This is a genomic window from Actinoplanes sp. NPDC051513 (genome assembly GCF_044454685.1).
In the GTDB taxonomy this organism is placed as follows: domain Bacteria; phylum Actinomycetota; class Actinomycetes; order Mycobacteriales; family Micromonosporaceae; genus Actinoplanes.
Map to the genome: position 1 here is coordinate 1 of NZ_JBITDW010000004.1, position 15,652 is coordinate 15,652.

Sequence of the window (15,652 nt, forward strand, 5' to 3'; positions counted from 1 at the left end):
CTCGGCGGCGAAGACCACGAATTCGAACTCGCCGAGACCCGCGTCGCCCTCGGGCCCGCGCTGGCCACCCTCGACGAGCGCGAGCAGAAGATCCTGACGCTGCGTTTCTACGGCAACCTCACCCAGTCGCAGATCGCCGACCAGATCGGCATCTCCCAGATGCACGTCTCGCGCCTGCTCACCAAGGCCCTCACCAAGCTGCGCAACGAGCTCAGCGCGACGTTCTGACCCTCCCGTGGTCTGTGGACAACCGCAAAGAATTGTCAGACCCACCTGCTTCACTCGGCCCCACCCAACGAGGGTGGGGGCGGCCCGGGTGGCCGGAAGAGCCTCGCTTGTTGATCACGACGGCGAAAATGAAGGCCAGGGTTCGGGTGGTCCGCCACTGCCCGACGCCCGATATAGAAGAGCCCCGGCTTCGGCCGGGGCTCTCCGCTTGCCTGGAGCCTTGGGTGGGTGTCGAAGACCCTGGGGCGCTGCCCCAGACCCCGGCCGCGCTCGGAGATCAGCCTGGCGGGATGGTTGCGGTGGGTGGTGGGGTGATCTCCTCACGGCGACATCCTCGAGGGAATGGCAATGGGGCTGGGATGCAACCACACCCCAGTTGCATCCCAGCCCCATTGCCATGGGTCGCGGCTGCCGCCGCGAGGAGATCACCCCACCTGGGGGCCTCTGGATGACGGCCGGCACTCCTCGTGGGGCTCTAGTTGAGGTTGGCGCCGGCGTGGTGGCTCGGGTGGGGTGGTGCTCGTCGCGGCGGGGTCGGCGCGGTGGCTTTGCCCGAGGTCGGCGTCTGGCGTGGCGGTGTTGAAGACTTCCTGCTCGCGGCGCGCCGGAAAGCTTCAAGATTGCGGGTCGGGCTCGTCTGGGTGCGCGAATATGTCGGGTATCGGCTGAATTTGCTAGTTACGGTGGCCGGAAGGCGGGACGGTTGCCCACGTCTGGGGACGGGAGTCCGTTAGCCGGGAACGCGGGGTCCGGCATGCGGGACACGCGCGGTGGACCGACGCGCAGGAGCCCCGAACCGACCGGCCTGGGGCTCCTGGAACGCCTGCTTCACTGAGCGCCGGAAGCGCGCCAATTCAGCTGGACCAGAAGCTGGCGGGCCTGGTCGGCGACCTCGGGGTCGGTGACGACGGCGTACTGGCCGGCCTGCAGGGAGCTGCGCGAGGCGAAGTCCCGGCGGCCGCCGGTGGCGGCGTGGGCGATCGCGCCGAAGATCGCGCCCCAAGCCGCGCCGATCAGCAGGCAGACGAAGATCACGGCGAACCAGTTGGAGTTGCTGAACAGGCCGAACAGCAAGCCTACGAACAGGCCGAACCAGGCGCCGCTGGCCGCGCCGGCGCCGGCCGCACGGGCCGTGGTGAGGCGGCCCAGCACGTTCTCCACCAGGCGCAGGTCGGTGCCGATGATCGCGGTGCGCTCGACCGGGAACTTGTTGTCGGAGAGGTGGTCGACGGCCTGCTGGGCCAGGGCGTAGTCGGGGTAGGTGCCGACCATGACGGTCGGGACCGCGGGACCGGGCGGGACCTGGCCGGGCAGGCGCGGCACGGTGCCGCCGGGGCCGGGCGGTACCGGGCCGGCGCCGCCGCCCGGATTACCAGTGGTGGCGCCGTACGAGGCGGCGGGGTCGGGCTCGGGAGCGGGGCCGGGGGTGGCTGCGGGGCCGGGCACCGCGCCGGAGCCGGGGGCGGTGGGGGTGCCGCTATCGGATGGGGTGGTCACTTCTTGCCTCCCTTGGTGCGGCGGGCCGGTCGGCCCGCCTTTGCGGGCGCGGACTCGGCGGCCCGGTCGCGGGCTGCGAGCCACACCCAGATCAAGAAGCCTCCGGCCACGGCGGCGGCGATGCCGGCCGAGCCGGTGAGGAACGCGAATCTGCCGGATACCAGGGCCGCGGTCATTCGAACATTCATGGCGACCGAGATCAGGCCGAACACGCCGGCGGCGCCGGTGATCACCGCCACCGCCAGCAGCGCGGCCGTGGTGAGGCGGCTGGGGCGGCCGGCCGGGCCGGCGGCGCGGCGGAACAGGCGGATGGCGAACAGGGCGAATGAGGCCCAGGCGAGCACCAGCAGCACCGCGGCGACCACGTCGCTGGGGCGGTGCCACTCGGCCCAGACGGTGGCCACCCCGATCACGGTGACGTAGGCGGCGCCGGCCAACGCCACGATGCCGCGTACGGCCGCGGGCAGCACCAGGATCAGCGCGCACACCACCGAGGCGGCGGCCGCGGCGTGGCCGCTCGGGAACGAGTTGGGGCCGGGGAAGCCGGAGAGGTCGGGGCGGGGGAGCCGCACCTTGAGCAACTGACAGCTGGCGTTCGCGCCGAGCACCAGCACGCCGGTGCCGATGGCGAGGTCGATCCGGCGGCGCAGCACGCCCACCGCGACGGCGACCAGGCACACCAGCACCAGGGTCACCAGCGTGGTGCCGTTGAGCGCGCGGCTGAGCACCTCGACGACGCGCTGGTGGTGGACGTCGCCGCCGAGCATCGCGGTGGTGTCCGCGTACTGGCCGGTGGTCGTCTGGACGAATGCGAGGTACATCGCGGCCACCCCGCCGGCGGCCAGGATCGCCACCGCGAGCGGGGCCAGCACGTGCCCGGCCCCGGGTGTGGACGGGGCGGACCTCCGAGTCCGGGACGCCAGGGCCGTCATCGAGGGTGGTCCTCCTGCTGCGGGGTGCGGGTGACGAAGACGGTAGCCGTTTGCCCAACCAAGGACCTTTTCACGCATCGGTGTACAGCCCCCGCTCCTGAAGCGCAACCGGCATCGCTCTTCGCCCGCAACGCCCCCTCGCGACCTTCGTACGGACCGACGACACGAAGGGACCTTCATGGGGCTCAACACCCGCCGACTGCTCGCGGTGCCGCTGATGGCGCTGGCCGCCGGCGCGGGGCTGGTGGTGGCGCCCGGCGCCGCCGAGGCCGCTGCCGTGACGGCAACCGTCAAGGTGGGCAGCACACTCAAGACCAGGTCCGGGCCGTCGCTGGCCGCGAAGATCACCGGGTCGCTGCGCAACGGGCAGAAGGTGACGGCTTCCTGCCGGGTCACCGGGCCGTCCGTACGAGGCTCGGTGCGCACGACCACGCAATGGGACCGGCTCAGCGATGGCTCGTACGTGAGTCACGCGTACCTCGTGATGAGCAAGACGGTCCCGCTGTGCGTGACCACGACGCAGAAGGTCGTCCCGGTGAAGGCGAAGCCGGCCTACAAGGTCGGCACGGTGCGCAGCGCCGACGGCCTCGTGAACATCCGCAGCGGCCCGTCGACCGCCTACCCGGTGAAGCGCTCGGTCGCGACCGGAGCGACGGTGCAGGGCGTGTGCGGCGTGGTCGGCTCGATGGTCAGCGGCACCGTCCGCTCGACCACGCAGTGGAACCGGCTCAGCGACGGCAGTTACATCTCGCACGCCTACGTGGTCACGCCGACCCTGCACCTGTGCCCGGGCGCGTCGACCAAGCCGATCGTCGCCCCGACGCCCGACCAGTTCATCGTGGCGGCGGCGCCGGGCGCGCAGAAGGGCTGGCGGGAGTACGGCGTGCCGGCGTCGGTCACGATCGCGCAGGCCATCCTCGAGTCGGGCTGGGGGCGTAGCAGCCTCTCGGTCACCGACAGCAACTACTTCGGGATCAAGTGCCAGGGCAGCAGCTACGGCACGCTCGCGAAGGGTTGCCACGTCTACAACACCACCGAGTGCGACAAGGCCGGCAAGTGCTTCGCCACCACGGGGAGCTTCCGGATCTACGCGAACATGGCGAACTCGTTCCGCGACCACGGCAACTTCCTGCGGGTGAACAGCAGGTACAAGCCGGCCTTCAGCTACACGAAGGACGCGAACAAGTTCATCTGGCAGGTGTGGAAGGCCGGGTACGCCACCGACCCGAACTACTACACGAAGATCACCACGCTCATGGCGTCGCACAACCTCTATCAGTACGACATCGGGAAGTGAGCCCCGCCCCCGTCGGCCGATCGCGCCGGCGGGGGCGATTTGCGTATTACGCTCGCATTGGTGAGTTTGGTGAGGCGACGGGGGAGCGCTACTGCCGCGGCGGGCGCCCGCCGGGGCCGGTTGACCGGTCCCTGGCTCGCCGCCGCCGTGCTGGTCGTCGGGCTGGCCGCCACCCTGCTGATCGTCGCGGGCGTGCGCTCCGCCCAGCGGGACAACGCCGAGAGCGTCATGGACCAGCGCTCCGACATGGCCGAGGCCGCCGTGCTCGCCGAGACCGAGCGGTACAGCTCGCTGCTCGCGGCGACCGCGGCCGGCCTGGCCACCGACAACGCGATGACCTGGGAGGACTTCGACGCGGCCACCTCGCCGCTCGCCTCCGCCTCGCTGATCGGCGCGTCCAGCGTCTCCTTCGTCGTGCCGGCCGTGGCGTCGCGGATCCCGGCCGTGCAGCAGCTCTGGCGCTCGCGCGGCGCGGACGGGATCGTGCTGCAGCCCACCGCCGACAGCGACGAGCACTACTTCACGATCTTCACCCGCGGCCTGGGCGGCGCCGCGGCGCCCGTCGGGACGGACGTGGCCGCCGCGAGCGAGCCGGCCAACGCGCTGATCGACGCCCGCCGGATGAGCGTGCCGACGGTCTCCGACACCTACGTCCTGCTGCGTGACCGCAACCTGCCCGCGGCCAGGCAGCAGCACTCGTTCGTCTTCGCCGCGCCGATCTGGCCGCGCGCCGCCGATCCCACCTTCCGCGGCTGGCTGGTGCTCGGCATGCGCGGTCAGGACTTCCTCAACGGCGTGCTCGCCACGGTCAGCCAGGGGCAGCTCGAGGGGGTGCTGCGCGCCCACAACACCGACGGCAGCCAGCCGGTCGTCGCCCGCTACCCCGCCGCCGGCGAGCCCGACCTCGAGCGGCAGTCGCTGCTCGACGTCGCCGACCGGGAGTGGACGCTGACCGTCCGCGCCGACTCGGGCCACCTGCCCGGCGCGCGCAGCGGCCTGCCCGGCGCGGTGCTCGGCGGCTGCCTGACGATCACGGTGATCCTGGCCGGGCTCGTCCACGTGCTCGCCACCGGGCGGGAGCGGGCCGTCGCCCGGGTCCGCGAGGCGACGGCCGAGCTGCGGGTGGCCGAGGCCGAGAGCCGGCGGCAGGCCGGCCTGCTCGGCGCGGTGATGACCAGCATCGGCGACGGCGTCGGCGTGGTCGACGAGAACGGCAGGTTCCTGCTGCACAATCCGGCCGCCAAACAACTGCTCGGGGTCGACGACGACACCGAGCAGCCGGACGGCTGGCAGGAGCACTACGGGCTGTTCCGGCCGGACGGGCGCACGCCGTTCCCGGTCGACGAGCTGCCGCTGATGCGGGCCCTGCGGGGCGAGCACGCCAACGGCGTCGAGATGGTGGTGCGCAACCCGGCCCGGCCCGAGGGCATCGTGATCAGCGTCGACGGCCGGCCCCTCGACGTCAGCGCGGGGCAGCGCGGCGCGGTCGCGGTGTTCCACGACATCACCGACCTGCGCCGGTACGAGACCGACCTCGCCGTGTTCGCGGGGGTGGTGGCGCACGACCTCAAGGCGCCGCTGACGGTCATGCGGGGGCACTGCGAGGTGGCCGAGGAGGCGCTCGAGGACGGCGACGACGCGCGGCCCTCGCTCGAGCGCATCCAGCGGGCGGTCCAGCGGATGAGCGGGATGATCGACACGCTGCTCGCGTACACCACGGCCCGGGACGCTCCGCTCAACGTCGAAGCGGTCGACCTCGGCGCGCTCGTGGCCGAGGTGGTGCAGGACCGGGCCGGGCACGACCCGCCGCCGGAGGTCTTCGTCGGGGAGCTGCCGGCCGTGCGGGCCGACCCGGCGATGCTGCGGCACGTCCTCGACAACCTGATCGGCAACGCGCTCAAGTACGTGCGCCCGGGCGCCGTCGCCCGGGTCGACGTGACCGCCACCCCGATCGGAACCGGCCCAGCCGGAACCGGTCCGGCCGGTTCCGGCTGGACCCGGATCGACGTGGCCGACCGCGGGATCGGCATTCCGGACGCCGAGAAGCCCGCGGTGTTCGAGAGGTTCCATCGGGCCCACGTGTCCGCCGGGTACGCCGGGACGGGGCTGGGCCTGGCCATCTGCAAACGGATCGTGGAGCGCCACGGCGGGGAGATCGGCGTGGACGACAACCCGGGTGGCGGTACACGGTTCCACTTCACGCTGGAGGTGTCGGACATGAAGCTCAGGTCGAGGAAGAAGGACGACGAGAGGGCCCGCGAGAAGCTGGAGCGGGCGCTCGCCGAGCGGTCCGCGATGGAGAACGTTCGCCTGCCGGGGATGAGCGCGCTGCCGGCCGCCGATCCGTCGGCGGGCGACCCCAGCGCCGCGCGGCTGCGCTCGCCGGTTCCGCACCACGACTGAAGCCGCCGGCGGCGGGCATGATTGCGGGTATGAGCATTCCCGCCCTTCCGTTGCCCGTCGCGCCCGCCATGCCGCTGCTGGGGTTCGGCACCTGGCAGATCCGCGGCGACGCCGCCTACCGGGCCGTCCGGCACGCTCTCGACGCCGGCTACCGGCACATCGACACCGCCACCATGTACGGGAACGAGGCGGAGGTCGGTCGCGCGCTCGCCGACTCGGGGGTGTCGCGCGACGAGGTCTTCGTCACCACCAAGCTGCCGCCCGAGCGGGCCGGCAAGGAACGCGCGACCCTCGACGCCAGCCTCCGGGGGCTGGGCGTCGACGCCGTCGACCTCTGGCTCATCCACTGGCCGCCGTCCCGCGGGCGGGCGGTCAAGGTGTGGGAGCAGTTCATCGCGCTGCGCGACGCCGGGCTGGCCCGTAACATCGGCGTCAGCAACTTCGGGCTCGACGAGATCGACGACCTGACCAAGGCGACGGGGGAGACGCCGGCGGTCAACCAGATCCGCTTCGGCCCGACGCTGTGGGACGCCGGCCTGGTCGAGGGACACCGGGCGCGTGGTGTGGTGGTCGAGGGCTACTCGCCGTTCAAGACCACCAACCTGCGGGACGCCGCGCTGACCCGGATCGCCGAGGCCCACGATGTCGACGCGGCGCGGGTGGTACTGCGCTGGCACGTACAGCATGAGATTGTCGTGATCCCCAAGTCGAAGACCGCCGCGCGCATCACAACAAACTACGACATTTCTGGTTTTGAACTCACGGCCCAGGAGATGGCGGCGATCGACGCTCTGGGGCGGCGTTAATCACCAGGCGTTTCACGCCGGATCCGCCTATTCTTGCTGCGCTATGTCGACAACACCCGCCGCGCTTCGCACCCGGCTAGCTGAGCTTCTTCCCCGCGACGAACGGCGACTCCAGCGCCGGCTGGACGGCACCAGAAAGATCCGTGACGAGGCGGCCCGGGCCGTCGTGCTCGCGGAGATCTCGTCGGAAGCCGACGCGGCGTTCGAAAGACTGCGGGCCCGGCTCGCCGCCGTGCCCAAGGTCACCTACCCCCAGGCGCTGCCGGTCAGCCAGCGCAAGGACGACATCCTCGCCGCCATCCGCGACCACCAGGTCGTGGTGGTGGCGGGCGAGACCGGCTCCGGCAAGACCACCCAGATCCCCAAGATCTGCATGGAGCTGGGCCGCGGCGTGCGCGGCCAGATCGGGCACACCCAGCCCCGGCGCATCGCGGCCCGCACGGTCGCCGAGCGCATCGCCGAGGAGCTCGACCGTCCGCTCGGCTCGACGGTCGGCTACAAGGTGCGCTTCACCGACCAGGTGAGCGACGACACCATGGTCAAGGTGATGACCGACGGCATCCTGCTCGCCGAGATCCAGAACGACCGGCAGCTGCTCCGGTACGACACCCTGATCATCGACGAGGCGCACGAGCGCAGCCTCAACATCGACTTCATCCTCGGCTATCTGCGCGAGCTCCTTCCGCGCCGCCCCGACCTCAAGCTGATCATCACCTCGGCCACGATCGAGACCCAGCGGTTCGCCGAGCATTTCGCCGGCAAGGACGGCAAACCGGCGCCGGTGATCGAGGTCTCGGGCCGCACCTACCCGGTGGAGGTCCGCTACCGGCCGCTGGTCATGACCACCGAGGACGATGTTGAAGAGCCGATGGACCAGGTCGACGGCATCGCGGAAGCGGTCGACGAGCTGGGGCGCGAGGGCGACGGCGACATCCTGGTCTTCCTCTCCGGCGAGCGCGAGATCCGCGACACCGCCGACGCGCTCGGCAAGCGCAACCTGCGCGGCACCGAGATCGTCCCGCTCTACGGCCGGCTCTCGGCCGCCGAGCAGCACAAGGTCTTCGAGCGGCACAGCCAGCGGCGGGTCGTGCTCGCCACCAACGTCGCCGAGACCTCGCTGACGGTCCCCGGCATCCGCTACGTGATCGACCCCGGCACGGCCCGGATCAGCCGCTACTCCAACCGGCTCAAGGTGCAGCGGCTGCCGATCGAGCCGGTCTCGCAGGCCAGCGCCAACCAGCGCAAGGGCCGCTGCGGCCGGCTTGCCGACGGCATCTGCGTCCGGCTGTACTCGGAAGAGGACTTCGAGGCCCGCCCCGAGTTCACCGAGCCCGAGATCCTGCGTACGAATCTCGCCTCCGTCATTCTCCAGATGACCAATCTGGGGCTGGGCGATCTCGCGAAGTTCCCGTTCATCGACCCGCCCGACAAGCGCAACATCAACGACGGCGTCAAACTGCTCGAGGAACTGGGAGCGCTCGACGAGCGCCGGCTCACGCCGCTGGGCCGTCAGCTCGCCCAGCTGCCCGTCGACCCGCGGCTGGCCCGCATGGTGATCGAGGCCGACAAGCAGAACTGCGTCGCCGAGGTCATGGTGATCGCCGCGGCGCTGTCGATCCAGGATCCGCGCGAGCGCCCGGTCGACAAGCAGCAGCAGGCCGACGAGAAACACGCCCGGTTCACCGACAAGGAGTCGGATTTCTTCAGCTACCTCAACCTCTGGCGCTATCTGCGCGAGAAACAACAGGAACTTTCGGGGAACCAGTTCCGGCGGTTGTGCCGTTCCGAATTCCTCAATTACCTGCGCGTACGGGAATGGCAGGACATCTACGCGCAGTTGCGTCAGGTCGCCCGCACGCTCGGCCTGACCCTGCAGGAGGACCGCGACGATCTCGCCGAAGGCCCGCACGTGCACACCGCCCTGCTGTCCGGCCTGCTCAGCCACATCGGGCTCAAGGAGGGCGACAAGCGCGAGTACCTCGGCGCCCGCGGCGCGAAGTTCGCCATCTTCCCCGGGTCGGCCCTGTTCAAGAAGCAGCCGCGCTGGGTGATGTCGGCCGAGCTGGTCGAGACCAGCCGCCTGTGGGGGCGGGTCAACGCCCGCATCGAGCCCGAATGGGCCGAGAACCTCGCCCCGCACCTGGTCAAGCACTCGTACTCCGAGCCGCATTGGGAAAAGAAGCAAGGCGCCGTCATGGCGTACGAGAAAGTGACTCTCTACGGTCTGCCGATCGTGCCGCGCAGGCGCGTCGGATACGCGCGGATCGACCCGGTGCTGTGCCGGGAATTGTTCATCCGGCACGCGCTGGTCGAGGGCGATTGGGACACCCACTACAAGTTCTTCGACGAGAACCGTCGCCTGCTCGAGCGGATCGAGGAGATCGAGAACCGGGCGCGACGGCGCGACATCCTGGTCGACGACGAGACGGTCTACCGGCTCTACGACGCGCGCATCCCGGCCGAGGTCGTCACCGCCCGGCATTTCGACGCGTGGTGGAAGAAAGCGCGGCGGGAGAATCCGGATCTGCTGACGTTCACCCGCGAGCTGCTGGTGAACGAGGGGCGCGACACCGTCGACCCCAACGCGTTCCCGGACGCCTGGCTGGCCAACGGGGTGCGGCTGCCGTTGACGTACGCGTTCGAGCCCAGGTCCGACGCCGACGGCGTCACCGTCGAGGTGCCGTTGCCGCTGCTCAACAAGCTCGACCCCGAAGACTTCGGGTGGTCGGTGCCGGGGTTCCGCAAGGACGTCGTGATCTCGCTGATCCGGGCGCTGCCCAAGGCGCTGCGCACCAACTTCGTGCCGGTGCCGGACTGGGCCGAGGCGGTGCTCGACCGGGTGCCGGCCCGGCGCGGGCCGCTGACCGACGCGATCGGCAACGAGCTGCGGCGGCTGACCGGGACCATCGTGCCGCGCGATGCGTGGAAGCCGTCCGAGGTGCCCTCGCACCTGCGGATGAACTTCCGGGTGGTCGACGAATCGGGCGAGGTCATCGGCTCCGGTCGCGATCTTGACGAGTTGCGGCGGCGGCTCGCGCCCAAGGTGCAGCAGACGATCTCCGCGGCGGCCGGGAACCTCGAACGGCGGGGCATCACCGCCAACGACTTCGGCATGCTGCCGCGGCGCGTCGCCCAGATGCGCGGCGGGTACGAAGTGACGGTCTTCCCGGCGCTGATGGACGAGGGGGACAGCGTCGCGATCCGGGTCTTCGAGTCGGAGCCCGAGCAGCGCGTCGCCATGCGGGCCGGCACCCGCCGGCTGCTGCTGCTCACGCTGCCGCCGGCCGCCCGCTTCCTGCAGGGGCGGCTCGACAACCGGGCCAAGCTGGAGCTGTCGCGGGCGAACCCGTACCGATCGATCGCGGAGCTTCTCGACGACTGCGCCGGCGCCGCCGTCGACAAGCTGGTGGCCGACGCCGGCGGACCGGTGTGGTCGTCGATCGAGTTCGCATCGCTGCGCGACGCGGTCCGGCAGGACCTGGTCGACGCGGTCGAGGGCGTGGTCGTGCAGGTCCAGGCCGTCCTGGCCACCACGTACGACGTGGACCAGCGCCTGAAGGGCCTGCGCGACCCGCAGCTGATCGCGGCGCTGGCCGACATCCGGCAGCAGCTCAAGGGCCTGGTCCACCCCGGCTTCGTCACCGAGACCGGCTGGAAGCAGCTGCACCACCTGCCCCGGTACCTGCGGGGCATCGTCTACCGGCTCGACCGGGTGGCGTTGAACCTCGGCCGCGATCGGCAGCTGATGGCCCAGATCCAGGAGATCGAGGCCGAGTACCGCGAGCTGCGCGCCGAGTTCCCGCCGCTCAACCCGGCCGCCGAGGGGCTCTTCGAGATCCGCTGGATGATCGAGGAACTGCGGATCAACCTGTTCGCGCAGACCCTCGGCACCGCGTACCCGATTTCGGACAAACGCATCTACAAGGCGATGGATCAGCTTCCCGCGTAGCGGGATCGTAGGCGCTCGGGTGCCGTTCGGTTACCCCCCTGTCCGGGGCGGCCGGCACCCCCTAGCGTCTTCGCCATGACGAACGAATTCCTCGCCTTCGCCCCGCTCGCCACCGACGCGACCGCCCCGATCCTCGACCCGGCGACCGCCCTGCTGGACGAGATGATGGCGCGGGTGGGCGTCGACGGCCTGGCCGCCGCGTTCGCCGACCCGGGCCTGCTGGCCCTGGTCGACCAGCACGCCGCCGCCGTCCGCGACGCCCTCGTCGAGGCCGAGCGGGCCACCGACGCCGAGTCGCTCGCCGCGTACGCCCGGTCGATCGTCGCCGCGGCCCGCCGGGCCGGCCGCTTCGTCCCCGCCGCCGGCGAGGCCCCGACCCACCCGGCCGACTGGGAGTCGACCGACTGGCACGTGCTGCGCCTCGTGGCCGTCTGCCTGCTGGCCGTGGCCGCCTAGCTCCTCTGCCCAATTTCCGGCATTTCTGGTTTTCCGGTAACAATCCGGTCAAATCGTGATCTCATAGGCATGAAGATCGCAATCGCGTTCGCGGCAATGGCCGGGCTGATCGTCCCGGCTTCGACCGCTCAGGCGGCCTCCGCCGCTCCGTCGGACACGCCGCCGGCCGCCGCCGCGGTGCCCGCCGCCGGAACCCCGGCCGCGCCGGCCCTGGTCGCCCGCTGGGACTTCGACGCCGGCCCGGTCGGCGGGCGGGTCACCGACACGTCGGGCCGCGGCCTGGCGCTCACCATCCGCGGCGCCGACCAGGGTGTCATCCAGTTCGAGGGCGGCGCGACCGGCGGCAAGTACGTCGCCTTCCCGGCCGCCTGCCCGGCCGCGGTCACGGCCTGCCCGCGCGGGCTGCTCGAGGCCGCCAACAACGTCAACCTCAACCCCGGCACCAGGCTGTTCCGCTGGTCGGCCCGGGTGCACCTGACGAAGGCCCAGGTCGTCGGCTCGGCGAACATCATGCAGAAGGGCGTGGCCAACACCGGCAGCCAGTGGAAGATGCAGGTGGGCGCCACCAACGGCCGCGCCCAGTGCGTCGCGGTCGGCACCGGCTCGCCCACGGCCTACATCGCCCGCTCGGCCACCCCGGTGACCGACGGCCTGTGGCACAAGATCCTGTGCCAGCGCGCCGGCACGTCCCTCGCGGTCTACATCGACGGCGTCCGGAGCGGCCAGGCCACGATCCCGTCGACGCTCGCCATCACCAACACGCTGCCGCTGCGCATCGGCGGTCCCAACTTCAACACCCGCAGCGACATGTACCACGGCCTCCTCGACGACGTGTACGCCGAGCTCGGCTGACCTTGCCCACCGGCCCGGCGCCCCGAGCGCCGGGCCCCGCGCCTACTTCGCCGCCGGGATCCTCGTGGCCAGGGGAAGCCGCGGCCAGGCGGCCGTGTCCCGGAGAAGTTGCCGGTCGTGGGTGGCGACCACGACCGCCGCCGCGGTGGTGGTCAGCGCCGTGGTCAGCTCGTCCACCAGGGCTGCCGACAGGTGGTTGGTCGGCTCGTCGAGCAGCAGGACGTGCGGCCGCCCGGCCGGCGCCATCGCCAGGTCGAGGCGGCGCTGCTGACCGGTGGAGAGCGTCGCGACCGGGCGGTCCCACTCGGCCGGGGTGAGCAGTCCGAGCGATTCCGGGGTGAGCAGCTCGAGCGATTCGGCATCCCGTTCTTCAGGTGGGGGCGAGGCGAGTTCCGCGGCGGTGACCAGAGCGGCGACGTGTGCGTGGTAGGCCTCACGGGCGGTCAGCGGCGAGGCCGGCGGCGACTCCTGGGTCAGCAGCGCCGTGCGGATGCCGGGAGCGGTCCGCAGCGTGCCGTCCGGCGGCGCCAGGTGACCGGCGAGGGCGGCGAGCAGCGTCGATTTACCCGCGCCGTTCGGGCCGGTGACCACGAGCCGGTCGCCGGAGGTGAGCGACAGCGACACGGCGTTCAGGCGGCCCGGAAAGCGCATCCCCCGGGCCTCGATCAGCGTGGCCCCCGGCCGGGCGGGCAGGGCCGGCATCTCCAGTGACAACGGGGGCTCCGGCGCGGTGACGGCATGGGCGGCCAGCTCCGCACGCCGCCGATGCGCCGACTGCACCAGCCCCGGCGCCCGGGTCGCCCGCTTGTGCTTGCCGGTGCCCTTGTCCGGCCGCCACCCGGTGATCAGCCGGCCGCGGGCGGCGTCGAGATCGCGCGCGAGCCGCGCATGCTCGCTCCGCTGCCGCTCGTACTCCTCGGCCCACCGCCGGCGCGAGGCCGCGCGCCCCTGCACATACCCGGCGTAGCCGTCGCCGTAGACCCGGGGCCGCCCGTCGACGCTCGGATCCAGGTCGACGATCGTGGTCGCGACGTCGGACAGCAGCGCCCGGTCGTGACTCGCCAGGACCACCCCGCCGGGGTGTTCGAGCAGCGCGTCCGTGAGGAACGCCAGGCCGGAGGCGTCCAGGTGGTTCGTCGGCTCGTCCAGCAGCAGAAAGTCGTGCCCCGCGCCGAGCAGGCACGCGAGCCGGATCCGATAGCGCTGCCCCACCGACAGAAGAGCCAGTTCACGCGTACGGTCGCCGACGGCGCCCAACGACGTGAGCGCGACCTGCACCCGTCGATCGGCATCCCAGGCGCCGAGGGTGTGGGCGGCGTCGAGCGCGGCCTCGTAGCCGGCCGTGGCCCCCGGCCGGCCGGCGGCCAGGGCGTCGGCGCTGTCCTGGACGGCGCGCAACACCAGCCGGACGTCGGCGAGCTCCCGATCGATGAGGTCACCGACCGTGCGGTCCCCGGCGACCGGGATCTCCTGTTCGGCGGCGCCGATCGTGCCCACCAGCCGCACCTCGCCCGCGTCCGGTGTGAGATCGCCGCTGAGGGTGCGCAGCAGGGTCGACTTGCCGCGGCCGTTCTCGCCGACGACGCCGATGCGGCTGCCGGGGGAGACGGTGAGATCGAGCCCGTCGAACACGGGACGAGCGCCGCGCGAGACGCGCACGCCGGCGCAGCCAAGCTGCGCGTGGGCGCGCGCGGGCAGGGTGATCGGAAGAAGGGACACGGAAACGCTCCAACACGACTGAACGGGACATGGCCGACGTGCCGACCGACGCGGCCGGACCTGGTCCCGATCAGAGGAAGAGCGAAGCCGTCATGCCTCGAACGTAGCACGCGGGAAAGGGGCTCCACCCGCTGCGACCTGCGGGTGGAGCCCCGGCCTTCGCTTCGATGCAGGGCCTAGCTGCGCCGGAACGCGTACGAGCGGGACTTGCCCGCCCCGAGGCGGGCATGGTCGCGCTCGGAGCGGCCGCGCGCCGCCTGCCGGCTGTCGTGGGCGCCGTGATGTCCGGTCCCGGACGCGCCGGGACGGTCGGCCGTGTCGCCGTTCGCCGCGGGGCGGCCCAGGGCGGCGGCGATGTCCTGTGTGGCGAGGTCGTCCCGGTCGACGTGGACGGAGAAGGGCGTGGTCATACGAGCCTCCTTGCGCGCCCGGCCGGAGCCGGGGCAGGGCTGGGCAGGGTGGTGCCGTGGAAAGGGGGAGATTGCTCCGGGCGTCGGCACGCCGGCGTCTCCACGGCGGACAACCCGCCGGAGCGCCCGGAGCCGGAACGCAGCGAGGGCCACGACCGTGGCCCGATGAGCATCAGAGGATCATGCGAAAGACGCTAGCCCGGCCCGCGCGCGGGACGCCACCGATTTATTCGATGTCGACCACGATGGGGGCGTGGTCGGACGGCCCCTTGCCCTTGCGCGCCTCCCGGTCGATCACCGCGTCGGTCACCTTGGCGGCGACGTCGGCACTGGCCAGCACCAGGTCGATCCGCATGCCCTTGTTCATGTGGAACATGCCGGCCCGGTAGTCCCAATAGGTGAACGGGCGATCGCCCTTGAGCGGACGACCCACGATGTCGTGCAGGCCGAGGTCGCGGATGGCGGCGAGCGCCTCCCGCTCGGGCGGGGTGACGTGGGTGGCGCCGACGAAGACCGCCGGGTCCCACACGTCGTCGTCGGTGGGCGCGACGTTGAAGTCGCCGGCCACGACCAGCGGCCCGGCGGCGAGGTCGTCCTTCAGCGCGCTGCGCAGCGCAGCCAGCCACGCGAGCTTGTAAGTGTAGTGCGGATCTTCCGGTGTCCGCCCATTGGGGACGTAGACCGAGGCGAAGCGGATGCCCCCGCAGAGCGCGCTGACGAAGCGGGCCTCGTGCTCGGGGAACCCGGGCTCGCCGGGAAACCCCTGGCGCACGTCGGCCAGGCCGATCCGGGACAGGACGGCGACGCCGTTCCACCGGCCCAGCCCGAAGTGGGCGGCCTCGTAACCAAGATCGGAGAGGTCGGGGAAGTCGGCGACCTTGGTCTCCTGCACGCACAGCACATCGGGCTTGGTGGAGGAGAGCCACTCCTGCAACCGGGGCAGGCGTGCCTTGACCGAGTTGACGTTCCACGTGGCGAAGCGCATCTGCCCAGCCTGCCGCATCTCGGCCGGACGCGGGAGATCAGGGCCGGCGAACCGCCGCCATGAGCGCCGCAGCGAGCCCGACGGTGAGCATGAACAGGACGGTGACCATCGCGGTCAT

At 71.7% G+C, this 15,652-nt stretch carries 12 protein-coding genes; 7 read left to right on the top strand and 5 right to left on the bottom strand.

What is annotated here, in order from left to right:
- Positions 1 to 228 (top strand): sigma-70 family RNA polymerase sigma factor (locus tag ACIA5D_RS14415; protein WP_396030359.1); only part of this gene is annotated, 228 nt, incomplete at its 5' end.
- 828 nt (positions 229 to 1,056) lie between these two features.
- On the opposite strand, the gene ACIA5D_RS14420 is transcribed toward ACIA5D_RS14415, so the two are convergent.
- Both ACIA5D_RS14420 and ACIA5D_RS14425 read right to left on the bottom strand, forming a co-directional pair.
- On the bottom strand, positions 1,057 to 1,551 hold the full coding sequence (locus ACIA5D_RS14420; protein ID WP_396030995.1) for a general stress protein: 495 nt from the start codon (positions 1,549 to 1,551) through the stop codon (positions 1,057 to 1,059).
- Positions 1,552 to 1,721: 170 nt separating this feature from the next.
- On the bottom strand, positions 1,722 to 2,657 hold the full coding sequence (locus ACIA5D_RS14425; protein WP_396030360.1) for a phosphatase PAP2 family protein: 936 nt from the start codon (positions 2,655 to 2,657) through the stop codon (positions 1,722 to 1,724).
- 178 nt (positions 2,658 to 2,835) lie between these two features.
- Between ACIA5D_RS14425 and gsmA the strand changes: the two genes are divergently transcribed.
- The 6 genes from gsmA to ACIA5D_RS14455 all read left to right on the top strand — a co-directional run bounded on the left by gsmA (position 2,836) and on the right by ACIA5D_RS14455 (position 12,420).
- Complete coding sequence (gsmA, locus tag ACIA5D_RS14430; protein WP_396030361.1) at positions 2,836 to 3,954, top strand: sporangiospore maturation cell wall hydrolase GsmA; 1,119 nt, start codon at positions 2,836 to 2,838, stop codon at positions 3,952 to 3,954.
- Positions 3,955 to 4,023: 69 nt separating this feature from the next.
- Positions 4,024 to 6,357, top strand: a complete 2,334-nt coding sequence (locus ACIA5D_RS14435) for an ATP-binding protein (RefSeq protein WP_396030362.1) — start codon at positions 4,024 to 4,026, stop codon at positions 6,355 to 6,357.
- A gap of 29 nt (positions 6,358 to 6,386) precedes the next feature.
- The gene (locus tag ACIA5D_RS14440) at positions 6,387 to 7,163 is read left to right on the top strand and encodes an aldo/keto reductase (protein ID WP_396030363.1); all 777 of its coding nucleotides are present in this window, start codon (positions 6,387 to 6,389) and stop codon (positions 7,161 to 7,163) included.
- A 43-nt stretch (positions 7,164 to 7,206) separates the two neighbouring features.
- Positions 7,207 to 11,112 carry an ATP-dependent RNA helicase HrpA gene (hrpA, locus tag ACIA5D_RS14445; protein ID WP_396030364.1) on the top strand — a complete coding sequence of 1,302 codons (3,906 nt, stop codon included), beginning with the start codon at positions 7,207 to 7,209 and terminating at the stop codon, positions 11,110 to 11,112.
- Positions 11,113 to 11,187: 75 nt separating this feature from the next.
- Positions 11,188 to 11,568: a DUF6401 family natural product biosynthesis protein gene (locus ACIA5D_RS14450; protein WP_396030365.1), complete on the top strand. Its 381-nt coding sequence runs from the start codon at positions 11,188 to 11,190 to the stop codon at positions 11,566 to 11,568.
- 69 nt (positions 11,569 to 11,637) lie between these two features.
- Positions 11,638 to 12,420, top strand: a complete 783-nt coding sequence (locus tag ACIA5D_RS14455; protein ID WP_396030366.1) for a LamG-like jellyroll fold domain-containing protein — start codon at positions 11,638 to 11,640, stop codon at positions 12,418 to 12,420.
- A gap of 42 nt (positions 12,421 to 12,462) precedes the next feature.
- Here ACIA5D_RS14455 and ACIA5D_RS14460 read toward each other — a convergent pair whose 3' ends face one another.
- From ACIA5D_RS14460 to ACIA5D_RS14470, 3 genes are all read right to left on the bottom strand, one after another.
- On the bottom strand, positions 12,463 to 14,139 hold the full coding sequence (locus ACIA5D_RS14460; RefSeq protein ID WP_396030367.1) for an ATP-binding cassette domain-containing protein: 1,677 nt from the start codon (positions 14,137 to 14,139) through the stop codon (positions 12,463 to 12,465).
- Between the two features lie 176 nt (positions 14,140 to 14,315).
- Complete coding sequence (locus ACIA5D_RS14465) at positions 14,316 to 14,549, bottom strand: hypothetical protein (protein ID WP_396030368.1); 234 nt, start codon at positions 14,547 to 14,549, stop codon at positions 14,316 to 14,318.
- 226 nt (positions 14,550 to 14,775) lie between these two features.
- On the bottom strand, positions 14,776 to 15,534 hold the full coding sequence (locus tag ACIA5D_RS14470) for an exodeoxyribonuclease III (protein WP_396030369.1): 759 nt from the start codon (positions 15,532 to 15,534) through the stop codon (positions 14,776 to 14,778).
- Positions 15,535 to 15,652: the final 118 nt, after the last annotated feature.

Coding starts and splice junctions, on each gene's coding strand:
- ACIA5D_RS14425 (WP_396030360.1), bottom strand. CDS start 2,657: ATGACGGCCCTGGCGTCCCGGACTCGGAGGTCCGCCCCGTCCACACCC.
- gsmA (WP_396030361.1), top strand. CDS start 2,836: ATGGGGCTCAACACCCGCCGACTGCTCGCGGTGCCGCTGATGGCGCTG.
- ACIA5D_RS14440 (WP_396030363.1), top strand. CDS start 6,387: ATGAGCATTCCCGCCCTTCCGTTGCCCGTCGCGCCCGCCATGCCGCTG.
- hrpA (WP_396030364.1), top strand. CDS start 7,207: ATGTCGACAACACCCGCCGCGCTTCGCACCCGGCTAGCTGAGCTTCTT.
- ACIA5D_RS14450 (WP_396030365.1), top strand. CDS start 11,188: ATGACGAACGAATTCCTCGCCTTCGCCCCGCTCGCCACCGACGCGACC.
- ACIA5D_RS14455 (WP_396030366.1), top strand. CDS start 11,638: ATGAAGATCGCAATCGCGTTCGCGGCAATGGCCGGGCTGATCGTCCCG.
- ACIA5D_RS14465 (WP_396030368.1), bottom strand. CDS start 14,549: ATGACCACGCCCTTCTCCGTCCACGTCGACCGGGACGACCTCGCCACA.
- ACIA5D_RS14470 (WP_396030369.1), bottom strand. CDS start 15,534: ATGCGCTTCGCCACGTGGAACGTCAACTCGGTCAAGGCACGCCTGCCC.